Origin of the sequence: Croceivirga thetidis (assembly GCF_012272815.1) — a bacterium.
In the GTDB taxonomy this organism is placed as follows: Bacteria; Bacteroidota; Bacteroidia; order Flavobacteriales; family Flavobacteriaceae; genus Croceivirga; species Croceivirga thetidis.
The window spans coordinates 660849-676815 of sequence record NZ_JAAWWL010000001.1 but is presented as its reverse complement, the minus strand read 5'-3'; the positions used below and the strand labels follow the sequence as shown (position 1 = coordinate 676815).

Genomic DNA, 15967 nt, shown 5'->3' with positions numbered 1-15967 from the left:
AATTTTATTTTCCTTTTGGCGTTTTCAAATTCGAGAACAGAAAAATTAATGTCATGGAAGTCAAGAAAGAAAGAAAAGAAGAAAATGCAGAGTTGATGATTGTCTTTTATCTAGTAATGATATTAGGAACCCTATACGCATTAACTAGAATTGGTTTAAAAGTTATTGAGAATATTAATTAAGCCTTCTACACTTTAATTTTTCAGGTTAGACAACATTTCATGTGTTGTCCTTTCTAAATCGAATTCATGTTGCCAACCCCAATCTTCCCTTGATGAAGAATCATCAATACTACTTGGCCAAGAATCTGCAATTTGTTGGCGAAAATCAGGAGAATATGAGATTTCGAATTCCTTGATTTGTTCTTTTATACTAGCAGCCACGGCTTCAGGAGTAAAACTCATCGCAGCCAGATTGTAGGAAGATCGTATGGTCAGTTTTTCCGGATTTGCTTCCATAATTGAAATGGTAGCCCTAATCGCATCATCCATGAACATCATTGGTAATCGGGTACCTTCTTGTAAAAAGCAAGTATAGGAATTCACTTTAAGTGCTTCATGAAAAATTTCAACCGCATAGTCAGTGGTACCTCCGCCAGGTAAGGTTTTCCAACTGATAAGACCGGGATAGCGCACACTTCTAACGTCTACACCAAATTTGTTATGGTAGTATTCACACCAACGCTCTCCTGATTGCTTACTGATGCCATATACCGTGCTGGGTTCCATTAGTGTATGTTGAGGCGTATTCTCTTTTGGTGTATTTGGACCGAAAACAGCTATACTGGAAGGCCAAAATATCTTATCGATTTTCTTTTCTTTTGCGAGGTTGAGGACGTTAAATAGTGAATTCATATTAAGATCCCAGGCTCGCATAGGAAACTTTTCTGCCGTAGCACTCAACATGGCCGCCATTAAATAAACTTCTTCTATTTCATAGTGCATTACCACATCTTCAATGGCTTCATAATTTGTAGCATCCAATAGCTCAAAAGGACCGGATTGCATTATGGTATCACTACCTTCCCTAATATCACTTGCCACAACGTTTTCTTGGCCATATTTTGCCCTTAGGGCCATGGTAAGTTCGGTGCCAATTTGGCCACAAGCCCCTAAAATTAGTATTGATTTGGTCATGGTAAAGAGGAGTTAATTCTATTTGCAACAAAGATAGCTTTTCCCAAAAGTTGTACTTTCGTTTTATGCGTTGTTTTTTATGCACATTGGTTTTGATCTTGGCAGTGGGTGGATGTAGAAAAGCCCCAGAAACAGCTGATAACGGTGATTCTGCTGAAATAAGCTTGTTTACGTTTCAGGGCACCCCAAATGTTTTAAAACTTGAGGGTGAGGCTATTTCAATTAGTTCGAATTGGAAAGAATTCGCCCAATTGGAACGAGGTTTTGATGTGATGTTCCAAGCCACGACCAAAGAAGATTTGATTCTTGCAATCAATGACTTACTTGATTCGGAGAAAGTGTTGAGAGAAGGGGAATACCCTGAAAAATTTGATACAGCGAAAATTAAAAGTAGGCAAAAAGTATTCCGCACATTCTTGCTTAAAATTAAGGCAGGTTTAGCCAATAATTTGGATGTAACGGAAGGACTTAAACAAATGTTGTCAGCTTACAATGCACTTCGAAACCAAATGAATTCCATAGTGAACAACACCTTGGATACTGAATTGATATTGAACGAATCCTTTTAGTCAAAAAAAAGCAGAAGAATTTTCTTCTGCTTATAGATTTGTTAAAATTAAAGTTGGAACTAGTTTCCTTCAGTTTCACCTTCATTTTTTCTAGACTCCAGTGCTTGTTTGCTCAAACTTGCTAAATTGAAACTTGGTTCCAATTTTAGGGCCTCGTCCATGAAACCAATGGCCTGTTCAATATTGTTCTTATCTTGATTGAAGACCAAAAGACCTTTTAAATGAAGAAATGCAGCTTTCAACGAGACTTCATAAGGTTGTTGGCGTTCGAAAAAAGCATGTTTCATATCATCTTGTGAATTTGCAAGACCATATTCAATGTTAATGGCAGCCCCATCGGTATCACCGGTTTGAATTTGAAGATCAGCAATTTCATAAGCTAGGAAAGGGTTGGGGTTGCGTTCGTACAACACCTTAAATTGCTCCAAAGCCCTTTGTGGTTGATTGATTGACTTTAAGGATACCGCTTTCACTTGTACGGCCAGGTCAGAGTCTTCAGGGTTTTTTTCTATCCCAATAGTATTTAGGGCCTGTAAATGCTGATTATTGTTCATGTAGATGTAAGCCAGTGTATCACGGCGTTCCTTTGAAGGGGCAATCACGTTAAGATGGGTCAATGCACTGATTACACCACTAACATCTGCCTGCAATCGCATTTCTTGATAATAGGCTTCGAAATGCTTTTGTAATTCACTTTTGCTCTGTGCATTCAAATTAATCGATAACAAAACGATTAAAATTGGAGCTAATTTTTTCATCATCATTGGTTTAAAGTGCGGCAAATCTAAAAAATATCCACTAACCACAGCACTTGAGAACGGCTATTAACAAAAAAACCGCCTAATGGCGGTTTTTTATTGAGGGGTGCTAATGACTAGCAAAATAGCTATTCAAATATGTATTCGTTAAACGGCTAAAAGGGCAATATCCCGATTAGTGTAAAATCGAATTAATCTGGCATAAAAGGCCAAGTTCTTTACATCACTGTCCAAGCATGATTTTAAAAAATCTGCCAGGTCTTTAAAAAATATGTTCATTGGAACGGTAGCCAATATCATATTTATCTTTTGCGGTTGATAATCTTCTTCATTGATGATTATATCCATTTTCACCCGGTGTCGGTGATAATCAATTGTTGCACAAGCTGCTTTGTAATGATTTTTTAAAAGTGCTTTGTGAAACTCCTCAAAATTATCCAATGGGGCACCGCTAGCATCAAGACTGTTGTCTATCAACTTTTCGATTTCTGTTAATATTTTAGTACCCAATCTGGAATTCTCCATCACGATATCCATTTCTTTACGAATATAAAATTACAATAACCTACGCTGCTAAGACGGCATTTGGTCTTGGAATTAACAGATGTTAAGAAGCAAAGTTGTGAAACCAATCAGGGGTGATGTGAAAGGACATTATGTTGTGGTTATAGGAAAAGAGTAGGAATAACGAAAATTCCTACTTTTAATAATTTTTTTGGTTGATTTTAAGTTAGTGTTAACAAAATCAGGCACTTGCAGATTTCTTTTTTTGGCTTCTGCGATGTAATAATCACGCTTTTTAGGGTGATTTGGGTAAACTCCGTTAATAACTTTTCCCCAATGTTCTTCATTGATTACCTTCTCAATAATTCCAATACAATCATTTTGATGAATTAGATTAATGAAGTCATCGCCATTGGTTAAATTTTTTTTGCCTGATAAAAAAGTGATAGGATGTCTATCTTTTCCGATTAGTCCCCCAAACCTTAGAATCGTGGTATTAAAGTTTTGTTCTTGAGCCAACATTTGTTCACATTCCAAAAGTGCTTTGCCAGACTTCGTATTGGGGCTAGTTTTTGATTCTTCTGTTATTTCACCAGTGACATCTCCATACACCGAAGTGCTACTAATAAAAATCACCTTTTTAAGTCTCGAGTCTATGATTTTATCTTTTAGATGCTTGATTTTAAGAACATAATCTTCAAAGGGTGGTTTTCTAAGTTTAGGTGGAATATTTAATATCAAAATTTCCAAGTCTTGTAAAAAACCATTGATATCTCCTGAGATTTGTTCCTCTCCCAACTCTATTTGAAATGGTTTAATTCGAGCCTGTTGCAACTCAAATAACTTTTTAGATGATGTGGTTGTTCCAAAAACAATATTTCCTTGATCAACGAGATGTTTCGCTAAAGGAAGACCCAGCCAACCACAACCTAAAACGCCAATCTGCTTATTCAAAAGTTAAGGTTTTGGTCACTAGAATCGCATCATTTAGCACAAAAGGCATTGGTATTTGATCTTTTGGTCGATTAGGAACCGTGAATAGTGAATGCTCAAGTAAATCATTTGAGGATTCGTAAAAACCTAATTCTAATACCTCGTCCTTTGACCATTGTAATTCTATTTCTGTTGCAGCATTATTTGAGATTTGGTGGGTCAATAATCGTTGCCCCATATTATTTAGATAGTCTTCAGAAAATTCAATGCCGTTGACCCTCGCTTTCGAAAAATTTTGGTTGCTATAGACCTCTAGACGATTTACATTACGATTCGGTTTTACACAAAGGTTCAACTTACGGTATTCACCAATGATGGTGTCTTGCTCAATAAGTAAATCTGGGGTTTTGATTTGTTTTAAAGGTGCTTCGGCAACATATCTGAATCGACTACCATATTTGCTAGTTATGGTTTTCTTGGCATCACCCTCTTCCGTTCCCATTTTGTTTTGCAAAAACTGACTGTTCCAATCTGTCAGCACATTATCATAAGTTGCCCATTCAGCTTTTTGGTTATCGTTATCATAAACGTAAACCAATGAACTTGGTTTGGGCATCGATTCTGAAAAATAGCTGTTCAAATGTGCATATAGGTTTAGAATAAAGAAAACCAATAACAATACTGCAGCCAAAGCGCGTTTTCTCTTAAATATGCCAAAAAAGGGAAGCACAAAAAAGAATGTAAAGGTTGTCATCAAAGTGGCTGCAATCATCATTTTTAAGCCCAAACCAACCGGAAACATTTTTATAAATGGTGTAAAGATGGCAATAGCTGGTAATGCAAGAAATGCCAAGAGATGAGGATTCGGTTGCTTTTGATTAATCCAAACTAAAAGCCCCACCAAAAGACCGAAAAGTGGTACTAAAAAGAAATTTGCCCCTTTTAAGTAGAGATTCAATATCGTGCATAAGATTAACCAAAGAAAAATTGGAGCAACCAGTAGATTAGGAGTTGAAACCTTTTGAAACTCCCTATAAATCAATAGGCATGTGGCCAAACTTACTAATGAAAGGGCTGTGATATAGGTATGACCCACATAGGTAAAGCCATGTAGCATGTCTTTGAACCCAGGATACCACCAGGTAAGGCCATCCCAAAAGAAGTAACCATACAGGCCAGTGAGGATTAAGACAATAAGCATTGGGATAAATCCCAAAAGAATGCCTTTTAGGGTAAGTACTTTTTTTCGAAAACCAATTACAATTAAAATACTAAAGGTTATAGTAGCAAGTATCAAAAGACCCCAAATCCAATCAAAGGGATAAGTAACTACATTGAATAGTGGAATACTGAAATATACAATGTCGTTCAAACTTTTCAAATTCGTTAAATCAACTCCTGAAAAGTGGTATAATAGTGGCATCAAATAGCTCCCTTGGTGGGATAGCGATTCTTTATTTAGCCTGTCGAAAGTATCCAACGATGTATGGTAGTCAAAATGATCGTCAATAAAAGCAAAATTAAAGCCTTCAATATCGGCATCCCTTCTAAAAACGGTTAAATCAGTATCGTTGGGTAGCATTTTGTATATGCTGTATACCAAGGAATTTGCAACTGGATATTCTGGATTGGCTTTAACAAATTCAGTAATTAGCTTTTGATTGCCCCTATTGGTTTCCATCAACATAATGCTTGGCCCACCACTGCCCCTTGCCTCAAAATTTAGGATTAAACCAACATCCTTAATCCATGGATGCTCATTTACAAAAAGTTGAGCTCCATTAAGACCTATTTCTTCCGCATCGGTCAAAAGGAGGATAATATCATTCTTTGGTTTTTTATTTTCCTCTAAGAATGCCCTTGTGCCCTCAAGTATGGTAGCGACCCCACTGGCAGCATCGCTCGCGCCAAATGAAGAATGAGGGCTGCTATCGTAGTGGGATAGTAGCATTAAAGCCTTCCCATCTTCGGTACCCTTAATGCGAGCCATGATGTTTTTAGCGTAACATAAATTGCCCCAGGCTTCAGACAAAACATAACCTTCTTGAAGTTGAGGCTCCAGACCTAATTGAGTGAGGTAATCAACAATATAATCATGTACATTTTGATGTGCTGGTTCAAAACCAACTCCATGTTGTTGACCTGACATTAACTTAACATGTTCGAGGGCGCGGTCAGTTGAAAACTTAGTCTTAGCAAGATCACCGTCTTTTTCATATTTGGGCATTAGCGATTTAAATGTCCAGAAAGTGGCCAGAACCAACAATAGAAGTGCGAGTGTTGGTGAGTTTTTCATAGTGTTATCAGTTGCCCCTAAAATATAAAATATTGAATTCACCCAATGTTTTGATTGCCAAAACAATAGGGAAATTGTAAAAAAAATCTTAAATTGATAAATCAACCTAAAAAGTAAGTAGTATGGCAATCAAAAGTTTTCAAGGTGTCAGGGCCAAGGTAGATTCGAAGAAAGAAAACGAAGCTCCAATATTGGTTTCCGATTATATGACCAAAAGGTTGGTCACATTTTCACCTCAACAATCAATTTTAGAAGTAATGGAGGCTTTTGCCAAATTCAAAATTTCCGGAGGGCCGGTGATGGATGACAGTGGTTTTCTGGTCGGAATTATTTCAGAAGCCGATTGTATGAAACAGATTTCTGAAAGTCGTTATTTCAATCAACCAATATTGGATAAGAGTGTTGAGCGATTTATGACAAAAAATGTTGAGACAATACCCCATGATATGACCATATTTGATGCGGCTGGTATTTTTGACCGCCATAATCGTAGAAGATTACCAGTAATGAAAGATGGTATATTGGTTGGCCAGATAAGTCGAAAAGACATTGTCGTGGCAGCACTTAAGTTAAGTGGTGCGAACTGGAAGTAAAATCAACGCTTTTATAATTGTATAAAAGGCCTTCTTAATGAAGGCCTTTTTTATTCCCTTTTGACTATTAAATAATAGTCATCTTCAAGTTCACGGTAACCCAAATCATATACAAAGTAGTAGTTTGTTCCTTTCTTAGTCTTTAGGATGTTGGTTAAAAACTCGAAATCAAAACCTTTATCAATTAAACGAGTCTTGGTGGTTTTTGCTGTCTTCCCATCTTTTAAGTCAAAACTACTTAAGATGCGATAATTTTTTCGAAGGCGATTATTGATATTTCTAACTAGGTTTTTACTGTCTTTATTAAGCTGGTTATTGTGCGCGTTGCGACAGTAATCGGAGCAGAATTTCTTATCGGCCCGACCACGGATTTCCGTTTCGCATTCCAAACATTTTCGAGCTTCCATGGTTTAGTGTTCCACCACAATATCGTATTTTTTCAATAAACCAATGAGACTCTCTTGCCTAAACTTGGCCTTCGTTAGGGTATTTAGCTCTGGGTCAATTTCGAAATTAAATGCCGTATAAAAATCAACTCCCTTTAAATTGGTTCTTTCGAAGACAGCGTTTTTTAAATCACAATTAAAAAATTTGGTGTTGGTCAGATTACTCAAAGTGAAATCTGTTTGATGAAGAATACAATCGTCAAAATAGGTGTTCGGTAATTTCATCTCGTAAAAACTAGCCAATGATAAATTGCATCCTTTAAATTGAAAATTCAAAAGCAATGGGTCACAAGTTTCGAATAATACACCAACCAATTTGCACGTATCAAACATTACATCGTTGAACTGGGTATTGGCTACATTCACATTGGTCAAGTTGCACTTTTCAAAATGACATTCCACGAAATGTTGATTGTCAAGGAAGCCTTTCTCGAAATGACAATCATAAAAACGACAATATTCATAATTACCTTTTGGAAGTTTATCCTTGCTGAAGTCTAATTTTTTAAATTCTTTGTCCTGGATAAATTCATTCATACGGTTATTCCTCCTTCAGAATTATGGCTGGTAAATCCAATTCTTTAAAACTTGTATTGAATGCATTCATTTCAGTTTCAACGATTGAAGTCTTCTCCTTGTCATAAGCGTCCCAAGCATTTATTAAGTCTTGTAACCTTGCCTTAGCACCTTCAGTCACCTTAGGTTCGGCTGTATCAACAAAACCTTTTAAGTGCATGAAATCTGCATTGAGCTGATTATGAAAATTGATTACGTCTTGGAACGTCTTTTGTTTTGGTTGAATTAAATTGGCTTCCCAGTTGTTGATGCGTTTTAGTAAACTGTCTCCTTTTGCCAAAAGTTCTTTTGCACTTTCATTATCCTCCAGTAAATTCTTGTATGATTTTAGTTGATTTTTAGCCGAACGCATTTGGTTTACGGCCCCATGAATATTTTTAAGTGCGGATTCAATTTGATTGAGCACGGATAGCTGTTCAGTATAATCAGCCATCGAAGCTTTAATTTTTGGGTTGGCCAACACTTCTGTGGAAGTTTCGACGGTTTCGCCAGATGAACTCAAACGTAAGGTATAGGTGCCCGGGGCCACACGAGTACCTGAATAATTACCATAAACAAAAACCTTTTCAACTGCGGGTATGGCCTCTTTTCTGAAATCCCAAGTAAAACGATTGTATCCTTTTTTACTTGGTAGTACTTGTGGTTTTGGAGGTCCACCAGGCCATGATTTAAAGCCTTTTGGCTTTTGATTGGTATAACTGCGAATAACTTCTCCATTTTGCAGTATCTCAAGCTTTAACTGGGCAGTATCCATTTTTTGCGGTAAATAGTAGTCAATAGTGACTCCTGATTTCGGATTTTGCCCTAGCCCTGGTCTAGGTTTTTCTTGGTAACCCCCGAAAATTCTATAGCTAGGTTTTGGCTTTACAATTCTTAATGTTTGACTTGTGTCAAAAGAACTTTGAATAGCGCCTAAATCATCTAATATCCAAAAAGAACGACCGGCAGTAGCAATCACAAGATCATTATCTTGAATTACCAGATCGTTGATTGGTACCAGAGGCAGGTTCAACTGAAATTTTTGCCAATTAGCGCCATCGTCCATTGATACATATAACCCAGTTTCGGTACCCGCATAAAGCAATCCTTTCTTCTTTTTGTCTTCTCTAACCGCTCTAACGAAGGTGTGTTTATCGGTAATGCCATTAGTAATTTTGGTCCACGAAGAGCCGTAGTCCGTTGTTTTAAAGATATAAGGTTTTAAATCCATAGACTTATAGCGCATAACAGCGATATAAGCTGTCGCAGGATCATGGGGTGAAACTTCGATACTATTAATGATGCCATTACCAATATTTGGTGGAGTGATATTTTTCCAATTCGCACCGCCATCTTTTGTTATATGTACCAGGCCATCATCGCTTCCTGCATAGAGAACACCCTTTTCATGTGTGGATTCAGTAAGATACATGAGGGTATTGTAATTCTCACCTCCGGCAGCTTCGTTCGTATAAGGGCCTCCACCAGGACCTTGTTTGTCTTTCTCATTTCGAGTTAAATCTGGACTTACGACCTCCCAGCTTTGGCCACCATCCGTTGTTTTAAAAACGACATTACCTGCATGATAAATGGTATTTCGGTCATGGGGAGAACTAATAATTGGTGCGTTCCAATTGTAGCGATATTTAAAATCTTCAGGTACCTTTCCGAGTCCAAGCTCAGGGTATGCTTTTATAGGTTTTCCCTCTCTTGAGGCTTTCACCCATTTTTCAATAATTCCTTGGTAGCAGCCACCATAAACAATCTCAGGATTATCAGGGTCAAAGGCAAGGTATGCACTCTCACAACCAGCAACCGAATGCCAATCCTTCCAATCAATGCCAGCATCGTTAGTGCGACTGGCTATTGAAATTGCTGAATTATCTTGCTGTCCGCCATAAACATTGTAAGGGACCAAATTATCAGTGATAACCCTATAAAATTGAGAAGTGGCTTGATTTTGTTGCGTGCTCCAGCTTTTTCCTCCATTATTGGAAACATTTGAACCCCCATCGTTTGAGTTGATCATAACTTGATTGTTATGTGGATGTATCCATAAATGGTGGTTGTCACCATGTGGAGTAGGTAATGGGGTAAAGGTTCGGCCACCATCAATTGATTTGGTAACAGGTGCATTTAGAACGTAAACGATATTTTCATTTTGTGGGTCGGCAAAAATCTCCATGTAATACCATGAGCGCGCAATATTGATTCGGTCTTTATTTACTTGTTTCCATTTTTTACCAGCGTCCACAGATTTGTAAACCCCTCCTTTGGTACCTTCTGCCTCAATAACCGCATATACCAATTCAGGATTTACCCTTGAGACCGAAATGCCCGATTTTCCAAATTCCTTAGGAAGACCTTCCTTTAGCTGATTCCACGTACTTCCGCCGTCGGTTGATTTGTAGATACCCGAAGAGGAACCGCCAGATTCCATAGTCCATGGATAACGGCGGTGCTGCCACATGGCTGCGTAAAGAATCATAGGGTTGTTCATATCCATTGATAACGAAGAGGCTCCCGTATTCTCATCGACAAATAAAACCCTTTCCCAGCTGCTGCCACCATTGATTGAGCGATAGATACCCCGTTGTTGCGATGGGCCGTATTGGGCTCCCTGAGCTGAAATAAAAATAATATCAGGATTGGTTGGATGAATGATCACATCTGAAATATGGCGAGTCTCATCAAGACCGATATGTTTCCAAGTTTTACCTGCATCTGTTGATTTGTAGACACCATCACCCATTGATGTCATAACACCTCGAGCCGCATGTTCACCCATGCCCACTACAACGATATTTGGATTGCTTTCTGCAACAGCAATTGCACCAACGGTACCTGTATTTAATTGACCGTCAGATATATTTTTCCAAGTAATTCCATCATCAATGGTTTTCCAGATTCCACCACCCGTGGTCCCCATATAATAGGTCATGGGTTGGCCAACAACACCTGTAGAAGTAACACTTCGCCCACCCCTAAAAGGTCCAATATTCCGCCATTTGAGACCAGAATAAAGAGAGTCGTTAAGTTCAATTGTTGGTTTTTGTTCTTGTTTTTTTCTACGCTGTGCATTTAGAACTAAGGGCAATATCAAAGTAAATACAAGAAGGAATTTGACAGATTTCATTTGGTTGGATTTTAAAGTAAGGAAGATACAAAAGGAAACATAAAATATTAAAGCGCTGTTAAAGTGTGAATTTATTTTGGAATGATTATTCTAAAATAAATATGTTTGTATTGGAACAATCGTTCTAAAATAGAATTCAAACAAATTTTCAATTTAAAGTCATGAAAAAATTAGAAAACAAAGTCGCCATAGTAACAGGTGCCACAAGCGGAATGGGCCTTGAAACCGCCAAATTGTTCCTCAAGGAAGGGGCCAAGGTAGTTTTAACAGGTAGGAGTGAAGAAAAACTAAATGCCCTTAGACCGGAATTGTCAGGAGATTATTTATTGGTCAACGCAGAAGCTTCGAATCTATCTGATAGTGATCGCTTAATTCAAAGCACGGTTGAAGCTTTTGGAAAAATTGACATCTTATTCTTAAACGCGGGTATTTTTAGAATTGAAACTATTGATGGACTGACCGAAGCCATATATGATGAGGTTCATAATATTAATGTAAAAGGTCCACTTTTTACCGTTAAATCGGCTTATGATTATTTGAATGAAGGGGCGAGTATCATCTTCAATACATCCATTGTTAATGTAAAAGGTTTCGCGGGTATGGCGGCATATGGTTCCAGTAAGGCCGCGCTCAGGTCTATTACTCGTACACTTGCTTCAGAATTTGGTCCACGAGGTATTCGGGTTAATGCCATTGCACCTGGTCCAATTGATACGCCAATATATGGCAAGCACAATGTACCACAAGAAAATATTGACCAAATGGCCGCGAATTTTCCCTCTATGATTAGTTTAGGTCGTTTTGGTAATTCTGAAGAAATTGCTACTACTGCCTTGTTTTTGGCATCAGCAGATAGCAGTTTCATAACAGGAGCTGAAATTCCGGTAGATGGCGGTTTTGCGCAAGTGTAGTAAATTTGGAACAAGTATTCTAAAATGCCACGTTCAAAACAGTTTTGTGAAGAAGAAACGTTGAAAAAAGCAGTGGAACTCTTTTGGGAAAAAGGGTTCCATGCTACTTCAATGCAAGATTTGGTCTCGCATTTAGGAATAAATCGTGCCAGTCTATACGATACCTATGGTGGTAAAGAACAACTGTTCGATAAAGCTTTTGCCCAGTATCGAGAATCTGCGGGCAGTTGGTTGGAGGCATTATTTCGTGAGGAAACTTCGGTTAAGTTGGGTTTCAAGAAATTGTTTGCGACCGCGATTGAAGAGGCAACCACGGATTCCTGCCGAAAAGGGTGCTTCGTAGTGAATACCACAACAGAATTAATACCAGGCCATACAAAAATTGAACGTGTACTTCTTGAACATAAAGATTATGTCGAGAAGCTATTTTCAAGTTACGTACAACAGGGCATTGATAGTGGTGAAATACCTAAATCTAAAAATGCCAATGAATTGGGTTTGATGCTTTACACCCTTTATAATGGAATTCGGGTAGTATCTAAAGTGGATACCAATCAAAAAAAACTTCAGAAAGTCGCTGATGCCGGGTTATCGATACTCGATTAAGAATCCACTTTAGGATTTTTTCTTATGGTATTCAAATAGCACCTCCTCTTTTTTGCCTTCACTTTCAATTAACACATAAGCGTTCATTTTGGTCTCGCTAATTTTTTCCATGGTCAGACCTTCAAAGAATACCTTGTCTTCCCCAATTTTCACCAGTTTAAAATCGACGGTTTGGTCTTTTTCCTCCCATCCCTTTAGGCTTCCATCGAAATGCTTGAGTTGCATGATAATAGTTTCCCCTACCTGTTTGATGTGTCCTGATTCATAAAAAGATACTTTGCCATCATTCACTAATCGAAATACGAACATCATACTTTCACCGAGAGGTTCACTCCAAATTTCTTCGGCAACACCACCAAAGGCTTCCCCTTTCCAATGTCCTGCAACCCAAGCTACTTGTTCGAGCGTGGCATTTGGAGAAGTTTCGCCTTCTGTTAGTTTGAATGTTTTTTGCGCGGTTAGCGTAGTATAGCTAAATGCTACTAAAAGAATAAGAATAACCCTCATATTGTTGACTTTTACTTAAAGACGAATACAAGGCGATTATTTGGACAATTCAAATTTCACATTTACAGTGCTTTCTACGCGAATTTTTTCAAAACCTATATCCAAAGGCGCTGGAGCACTTGAATCTTGCATGGCCATAGTGCGCATTTCTAATCGAGGCTGGTTATAGCTAGGATAATAAGGCTGTGAATTATCGACAATGTGAATTGCTATCCCAACCTTTTGTCCGAGTGGATTGGTAAGGGCATCTGCTTTTTTCTTTGCTTTTTTTACTGCCCTAGATTTTAATTCAAGTTCTAGCTCATCCATTTTGGAATACTCGGTTTTTTCTAGATAGGTATTGGCAATATCCAAATCTTCGAGTGCAGCCATCACTTTGCCAGCGGTTAATCCATCATAAACCAAAAGGGAAAACTGTTTGCTTTTAAGCACTGTTTTAGACCGTAAAAAGTACTTTTTATAGTTGCTCGCAAGGTCTTTTATGGTCAGCTGTTTATCGATATCAATCCCCAGGGCTTCAAGACTTTTTGCCATTTGGGTTTCTTGCTCTTCTACAGATTTTCGATCTTTTGAATCTTTTTCCTGTATTGTTATACTTAAATAGATTTTATCTGGGGAAACCAAGGTGTCAACCCGGGCAGAGGTTTCGAGATATGGAATGTCGAGGAAATTTCGGGTTTGTGCCATAATACTGTTAATAGCTAAAATACATATGAGTGTTAATACAAGCTTTCTCATCCTATTTTAATTTTCAGTTTTAGTGTTTATGAATACCGCAAAGTTTAAAAAGACTATTGTTGGTATCCTCAAATGTAACTTTTTTCATTTTCGAATAGAGCAATTACAATACCATTTTCTAGTAAACTTCGTTAGTACAATTACCAAACCCTAACCAAATCTAAATGATTGCTTCTTTTTACCCTTCAAGTCCAGTAACTACAGATAAGAAACTGACAAGTTTAACGCCATCGTACCAATTCAAGGCATTTTTGGCAATTTTGTCCATTCTGTTGTTTTTCGTCCTGTATACAGCCCTCGTCGTTTCTCTCGGTTTTCTAGTATACTACGCCGTAATTTATGACATGGGCAGTGTAAACAAATTGACCATACTTATGAAAGCGGGTGCCATTGCAGGAGCGGCCATGCTTTTTGCTTTTACCTTAAAGTTTATTTTCAAGCTAAAAAATAACAAGCCAGCCAATCGTATCAAATTAGAAAAAGGGGATCATCCAGATTTGTGGGCCTTCATTAATCAGATTTGTAAAGAGACCGGAGCACCAAAACCCAGACATATTTACGTGGACCCAGATGTAAATGCTTATGTCTCTTATTCCAACATGTGGTTAAGCTTGTTTCTTCCGGTTCGTAAAGACCTCACCATTGGTATGGGACTTGTTGATTGTTTGAACCTATCAGAATTCAAAGCTGTAATAAGTCACGAGTTTGGTCATTTTGCCCAGCGCAGTATGAAAATTGGCAGTTATATAATTTCGGCCAATACAGTGATTCATGGTATGATCTATTCTAGGGATAAATGGGACGACCTGTTGGACCAATGGCGGAGTTCTGATATTCGCCTGTCAGCAGCAGCTTGGGTCATCACGCCAGTAATTTGGATAATAAGACAAGTATTGGCGCTGTTTTATCAATTTCTCAACATTATGTATTCGCAACTTTCAAGAGAAATGGAGTTTAACGCAGATAAAGTAGCCGTGAGTACCTCGGGCAGTGATGCCATTATTTCAGCCCTTTGGAAATTGGATAATGGAGTTGCCAAATGGAATGGAACCGTAAACAGTGCTTATTTGGCCTCACAAAAAGAAAACTTTGTTAAAAATCTTTACCATCACAATGCATTGGCAATTTCTAGGGATTCTGAAAAACAGCAAGATTTGATAAGAAATTTGCCCAGTGACCCAAGAGGTGGCAAACAGTATTTTTCTACGTCAGATGTATCTAAGGTAAGCATGTACGCAAGTCATCCACCAAATGATAAACGAGAAGACAATGCAAAATTTCCTTATGTACACTGTGAAGAGGATGCCCGTACCCCATGGATTTTATTTGGGGAAAAGGATAGGGTACAGGAAGAAATGACGCGTTTGATTTACGAGCAATATATCAACAAGCAACCAAAAAACTTCGTAACAACAGAAATCTTCGAGGCTTTTATACAAGCAGAAACCGCAGATGAGGCCTTATCAAAAGAATATGCCGATACCTTTAAAAATCGGTTTGTTGAAATTCCGGAAAAAGAAGTGTTGGCCAGCGAATCACAAAGACTAGGAATACCGGATAAGACGGTCTTTGACAAACTTAAAGATGAGTTGAAATTGCTGATGCAACCGATTAATGAGCTTGAAGAACTTATGCTCAAAGCACAACAGATTGCTGAAGGCACAAGTAAAGAAAAAGCATTTAGTGTGCATGGACTAACGTACAACAAAAAGAACCTGCAACAAGGGTATGAGTATTTGGTTAATCAACGAGAGAAACTTTACAACGAAACCTTCAAGGCTTGGGATAGTTCTTTTTTCTCTTCGCATTATGCATTGGCCGTTAAAGCGGGCCATAACCAAGAACTATTGAAGTATTATGAACAACATCGTGTATTGGTCAATCTTTATAAAACCATCTCGAACACTAAGGCCAAGATTTATCAAAAGGTAAACGATGCACAGGCCCAAGGTGAGATTACCCAAGGTATGATCAATGCATTACAGCACACAATAAAGCAGTCCGTCGCTGCCTTGAACGAAGATATTCTAAATTTGGCCGACCACGATTTTGTGCCATTGCCCAATATTGAGACAGTTGACGAACTTCAAAAAGCCATTGTAGATGGCGGTTCTTTTAAATTAGAGACAGGCAATATTTTTGAGAATGGTGGATTTGATAGAATAGCCAACACTTTAGAAAATGCCGTTGTACACTGTCAACGGGTTGAGCAAAAAAGCATCGGAATACTACTCAAATTTCACAAAGAACTACAAGAAAAGGCAAAAATCACATAAGAA

At 38.0% G+C, this 15967-nt stretch carries 16 protein-coding genes; 6 read left to right on the top strand and 10 right to left on the bottom strand.

The genetic code is table 11. The features are described 5' to 3' along the window. Nucleotides 1-53: 53 nt before the first annotated feature. A complete protein-coding gene (locus HCU67_RS16710) occupies nucleotides 54-182 on the top strand; it encodes a hypothetical protein (RefSeq protein ID WP_282597822.1) in 129 nt (42 codons plus the stop codon). Nucleotides 183-194: 12 nt separating this feature from the next. Here the strand turns inward: HCU67_RS16710 and HCU67_RS02960 are convergent, their stop codons facing one another. Next, nucleotides 195-1136 carry an NAD-dependent epimerase/dehydratase family protein gene (locus tag HCU67_RS02960; RefSeq protein WP_168551113.1) on the bottom strand — a complete coding sequence of 314 codons (942 nt, stop codon included), beginning with the start codon at nucleotides 1134-1136 and terminating at the stop codon, nucleotides 195-197. Nucleotides 1137-1201: 65 nt separating this feature from the next. Between HCU67_RS02960 and HCU67_RS02955 the strand changes: the two genes are divergently transcribed. Next, nucleotides 1202-1705, top strand: coding sequence for a hypothetical protein (locus HCU67_RS02955; protein ID WP_168551112.1), 504 nt, complete (start codon nucleotides 1202-1204; stop codon nucleotides 1703-1705). Between the two features lie 59 nt (nucleotides 1706-1764). On the opposite strand, the gene HCU67_RS02950 is transcribed toward HCU67_RS02955, so the two are convergent. The 4 genes from HCU67_RS02950 to HCU67_RS02935 all read right to left on the bottom strand — a co-directional run bounded on the left by HCU67_RS02950 (nucleotide 1765) and on the right by HCU67_RS02935 (nucleotide 6196). Further along, nucleotides 1765-2463: a tetratricopeptide repeat protein gene (locus HCU67_RS02950; RefSeq protein WP_168551111.1), complete on the bottom strand. Its 699-nt coding sequence runs from the start codon at nucleotides 2461-2463 to the stop codon at nucleotides 1765-1767. 147 nt (nucleotides 2464-2610) lie between these two features. Beyond that, nucleotides 2611-2988 carry a hypothetical protein gene (locus tag HCU67_RS02945; RefSeq protein WP_168551110.1) on the bottom strand — a complete coding sequence of 126 codons (378 nt, stop codon included), beginning with the start codon at nucleotides 2986-2988 and terminating at the stop codon, nucleotides 2611-2613. Between the two features lie 129 nt (nucleotides 2989-3117). Next, nucleotides 3118-3921 carry an SDR family oxidoreductase gene (locus HCU67_RS02940; protein ID WP_168551109.1) on the bottom strand — a complete coding sequence of 268 codons (804 nt, stop codon included), beginning with the start codon at nucleotides 3919-3921 and terminating at the stop codon, nucleotides 3118-3120. After that, a complete protein-coding gene (locus tag HCU67_RS02935; RefSeq protein WP_168551108.1) occupies nucleotides 3914-6196 on the bottom strand; it encodes a M20/M25/M40 family metallo-hydrolase in 2283 nt (760 codons plus the stop codon). The genes HCU67_RS02940 and HCU67_RS02935 overlap by 8 nt, the downstream gene beginning before the upstream one ends. 122 nt (nucleotides 6197-6318) lie before the next feature. Between HCU67_RS02935 and HCU67_RS02930 the strand changes: the two genes are divergently transcribed. Further along, entirely contained in the window at nucleotides 6319-6789 is a 471-nt protein-coding gene (locus HCU67_RS02930) for a CBS domain-containing protein (protein ID WP_168551107.1), read from the top strand. A 50-nt stretch (nucleotides 6790-6839) separates the two neighbouring features. Here the strand turns inward: HCU67_RS02930 and HCU67_RS02925 are convergent, their stop codons facing one another. From HCU67_RS02925 to HCU67_RS02915, 3 genes are read right to left on the bottom strand one after another with little or no spacing between them, the layout of a single operon-like run. After that, entirely contained in the window at nucleotides 6840-7196 is a 357-nt protein-coding gene (locus tag HCU67_RS02925; RefSeq protein ID WP_168551106.1) for a hypothetical protein, read from the bottom strand. Nucleotides 7197-7199: 3 nt separating this feature from the next. After that, nucleotides 7200-7772 (bottom strand): pentapeptide repeat-containing protein, encoded by a 573-nt coding sequence (locus tag HCU67_RS02920; RefSeq protein ID WP_168551105.1) that lies wholly within the window; start codon nucleotides 7770-7772, stop codon nucleotides 7200-7202. A 4-nt stretch (nucleotides 7773-7776) separates the two neighbouring features. Then, nucleotides 7777-10926, bottom strand: a complete 3150-nt coding sequence (locus tag HCU67_RS02915; RefSeq protein WP_168551104.1) for a VPS10 domain-containing protein — start codon at nucleotides 10924-10926, stop codon at nucleotides 7777-7779. 161 nt (nucleotides 10927-11087) lie between these two features. Here HCU67_RS02915 and HCU67_RS02910 point away from each other — a divergent pair, with 161 nt between their 5' ends. Next, on the top strand, nucleotides 11088-11837 hold the full coding sequence (locus tag HCU67_RS02910) for an SDR family NAD(P)-dependent oxidoreductase (RefSeq protein ID WP_168551103.1): 750 nt from the start codon (nucleotides 11088-11090) through the stop codon (nucleotides 11835-11837). A 24-nt stretch (nucleotides 11838-11861) separates the two neighbouring features. Then, entirely contained in the window at nucleotides 11862-12443 is a 582-nt protein-coding gene (locus HCU67_RS02905) for a TetR/AcrR family transcriptional regulator (RefSeq protein WP_168551102.1), read from the top strand. A gap of 9 nt (nucleotides 12444-12452) precedes the next feature. Here the strand turns inward: HCU67_RS02905 and HCU67_RS02900 are convergent, their stop codons facing one another. Further along, the gene (locus tag HCU67_RS02900; RefSeq protein ID WP_168551101.1) at nucleotides 12453-12950 is read right to left on the bottom strand and encodes a DUF6265 family protein; all 498 of its coding nucleotides are present in this window, start codon (nucleotides 12948-12950) and stop codon (nucleotides 12453-12455) included. 36 nt (nucleotides 12951-12986) lie between these two features. Then, nucleotides 12987-13688, bottom strand: coding sequence for an SIMPL domain-containing protein (locus tag HCU67_RS02895; protein WP_168551100.1), 702 nt, complete (start codon nucleotides 13686-13688; stop codon nucleotides 12987-12989). A 164-nt stretch (nucleotides 13689-13852) separates the two neighbouring features. On the opposite strand from HCU67_RS02895, the gene HCU67_RS02890 reads away from it, so the two are divergent. Beyond that, complete coding sequence (locus tag HCU67_RS02890; protein WP_168551099.1) at nucleotides 13853-15964, top strand: M48 family metalloprotease; 2112 nt, start codon at nucleotides 13853-13855, stop codon at nucleotides 15962-15964. The last annotated feature ends 3 nt before the right edge of the window (nucleotides 15965-15967 follow it).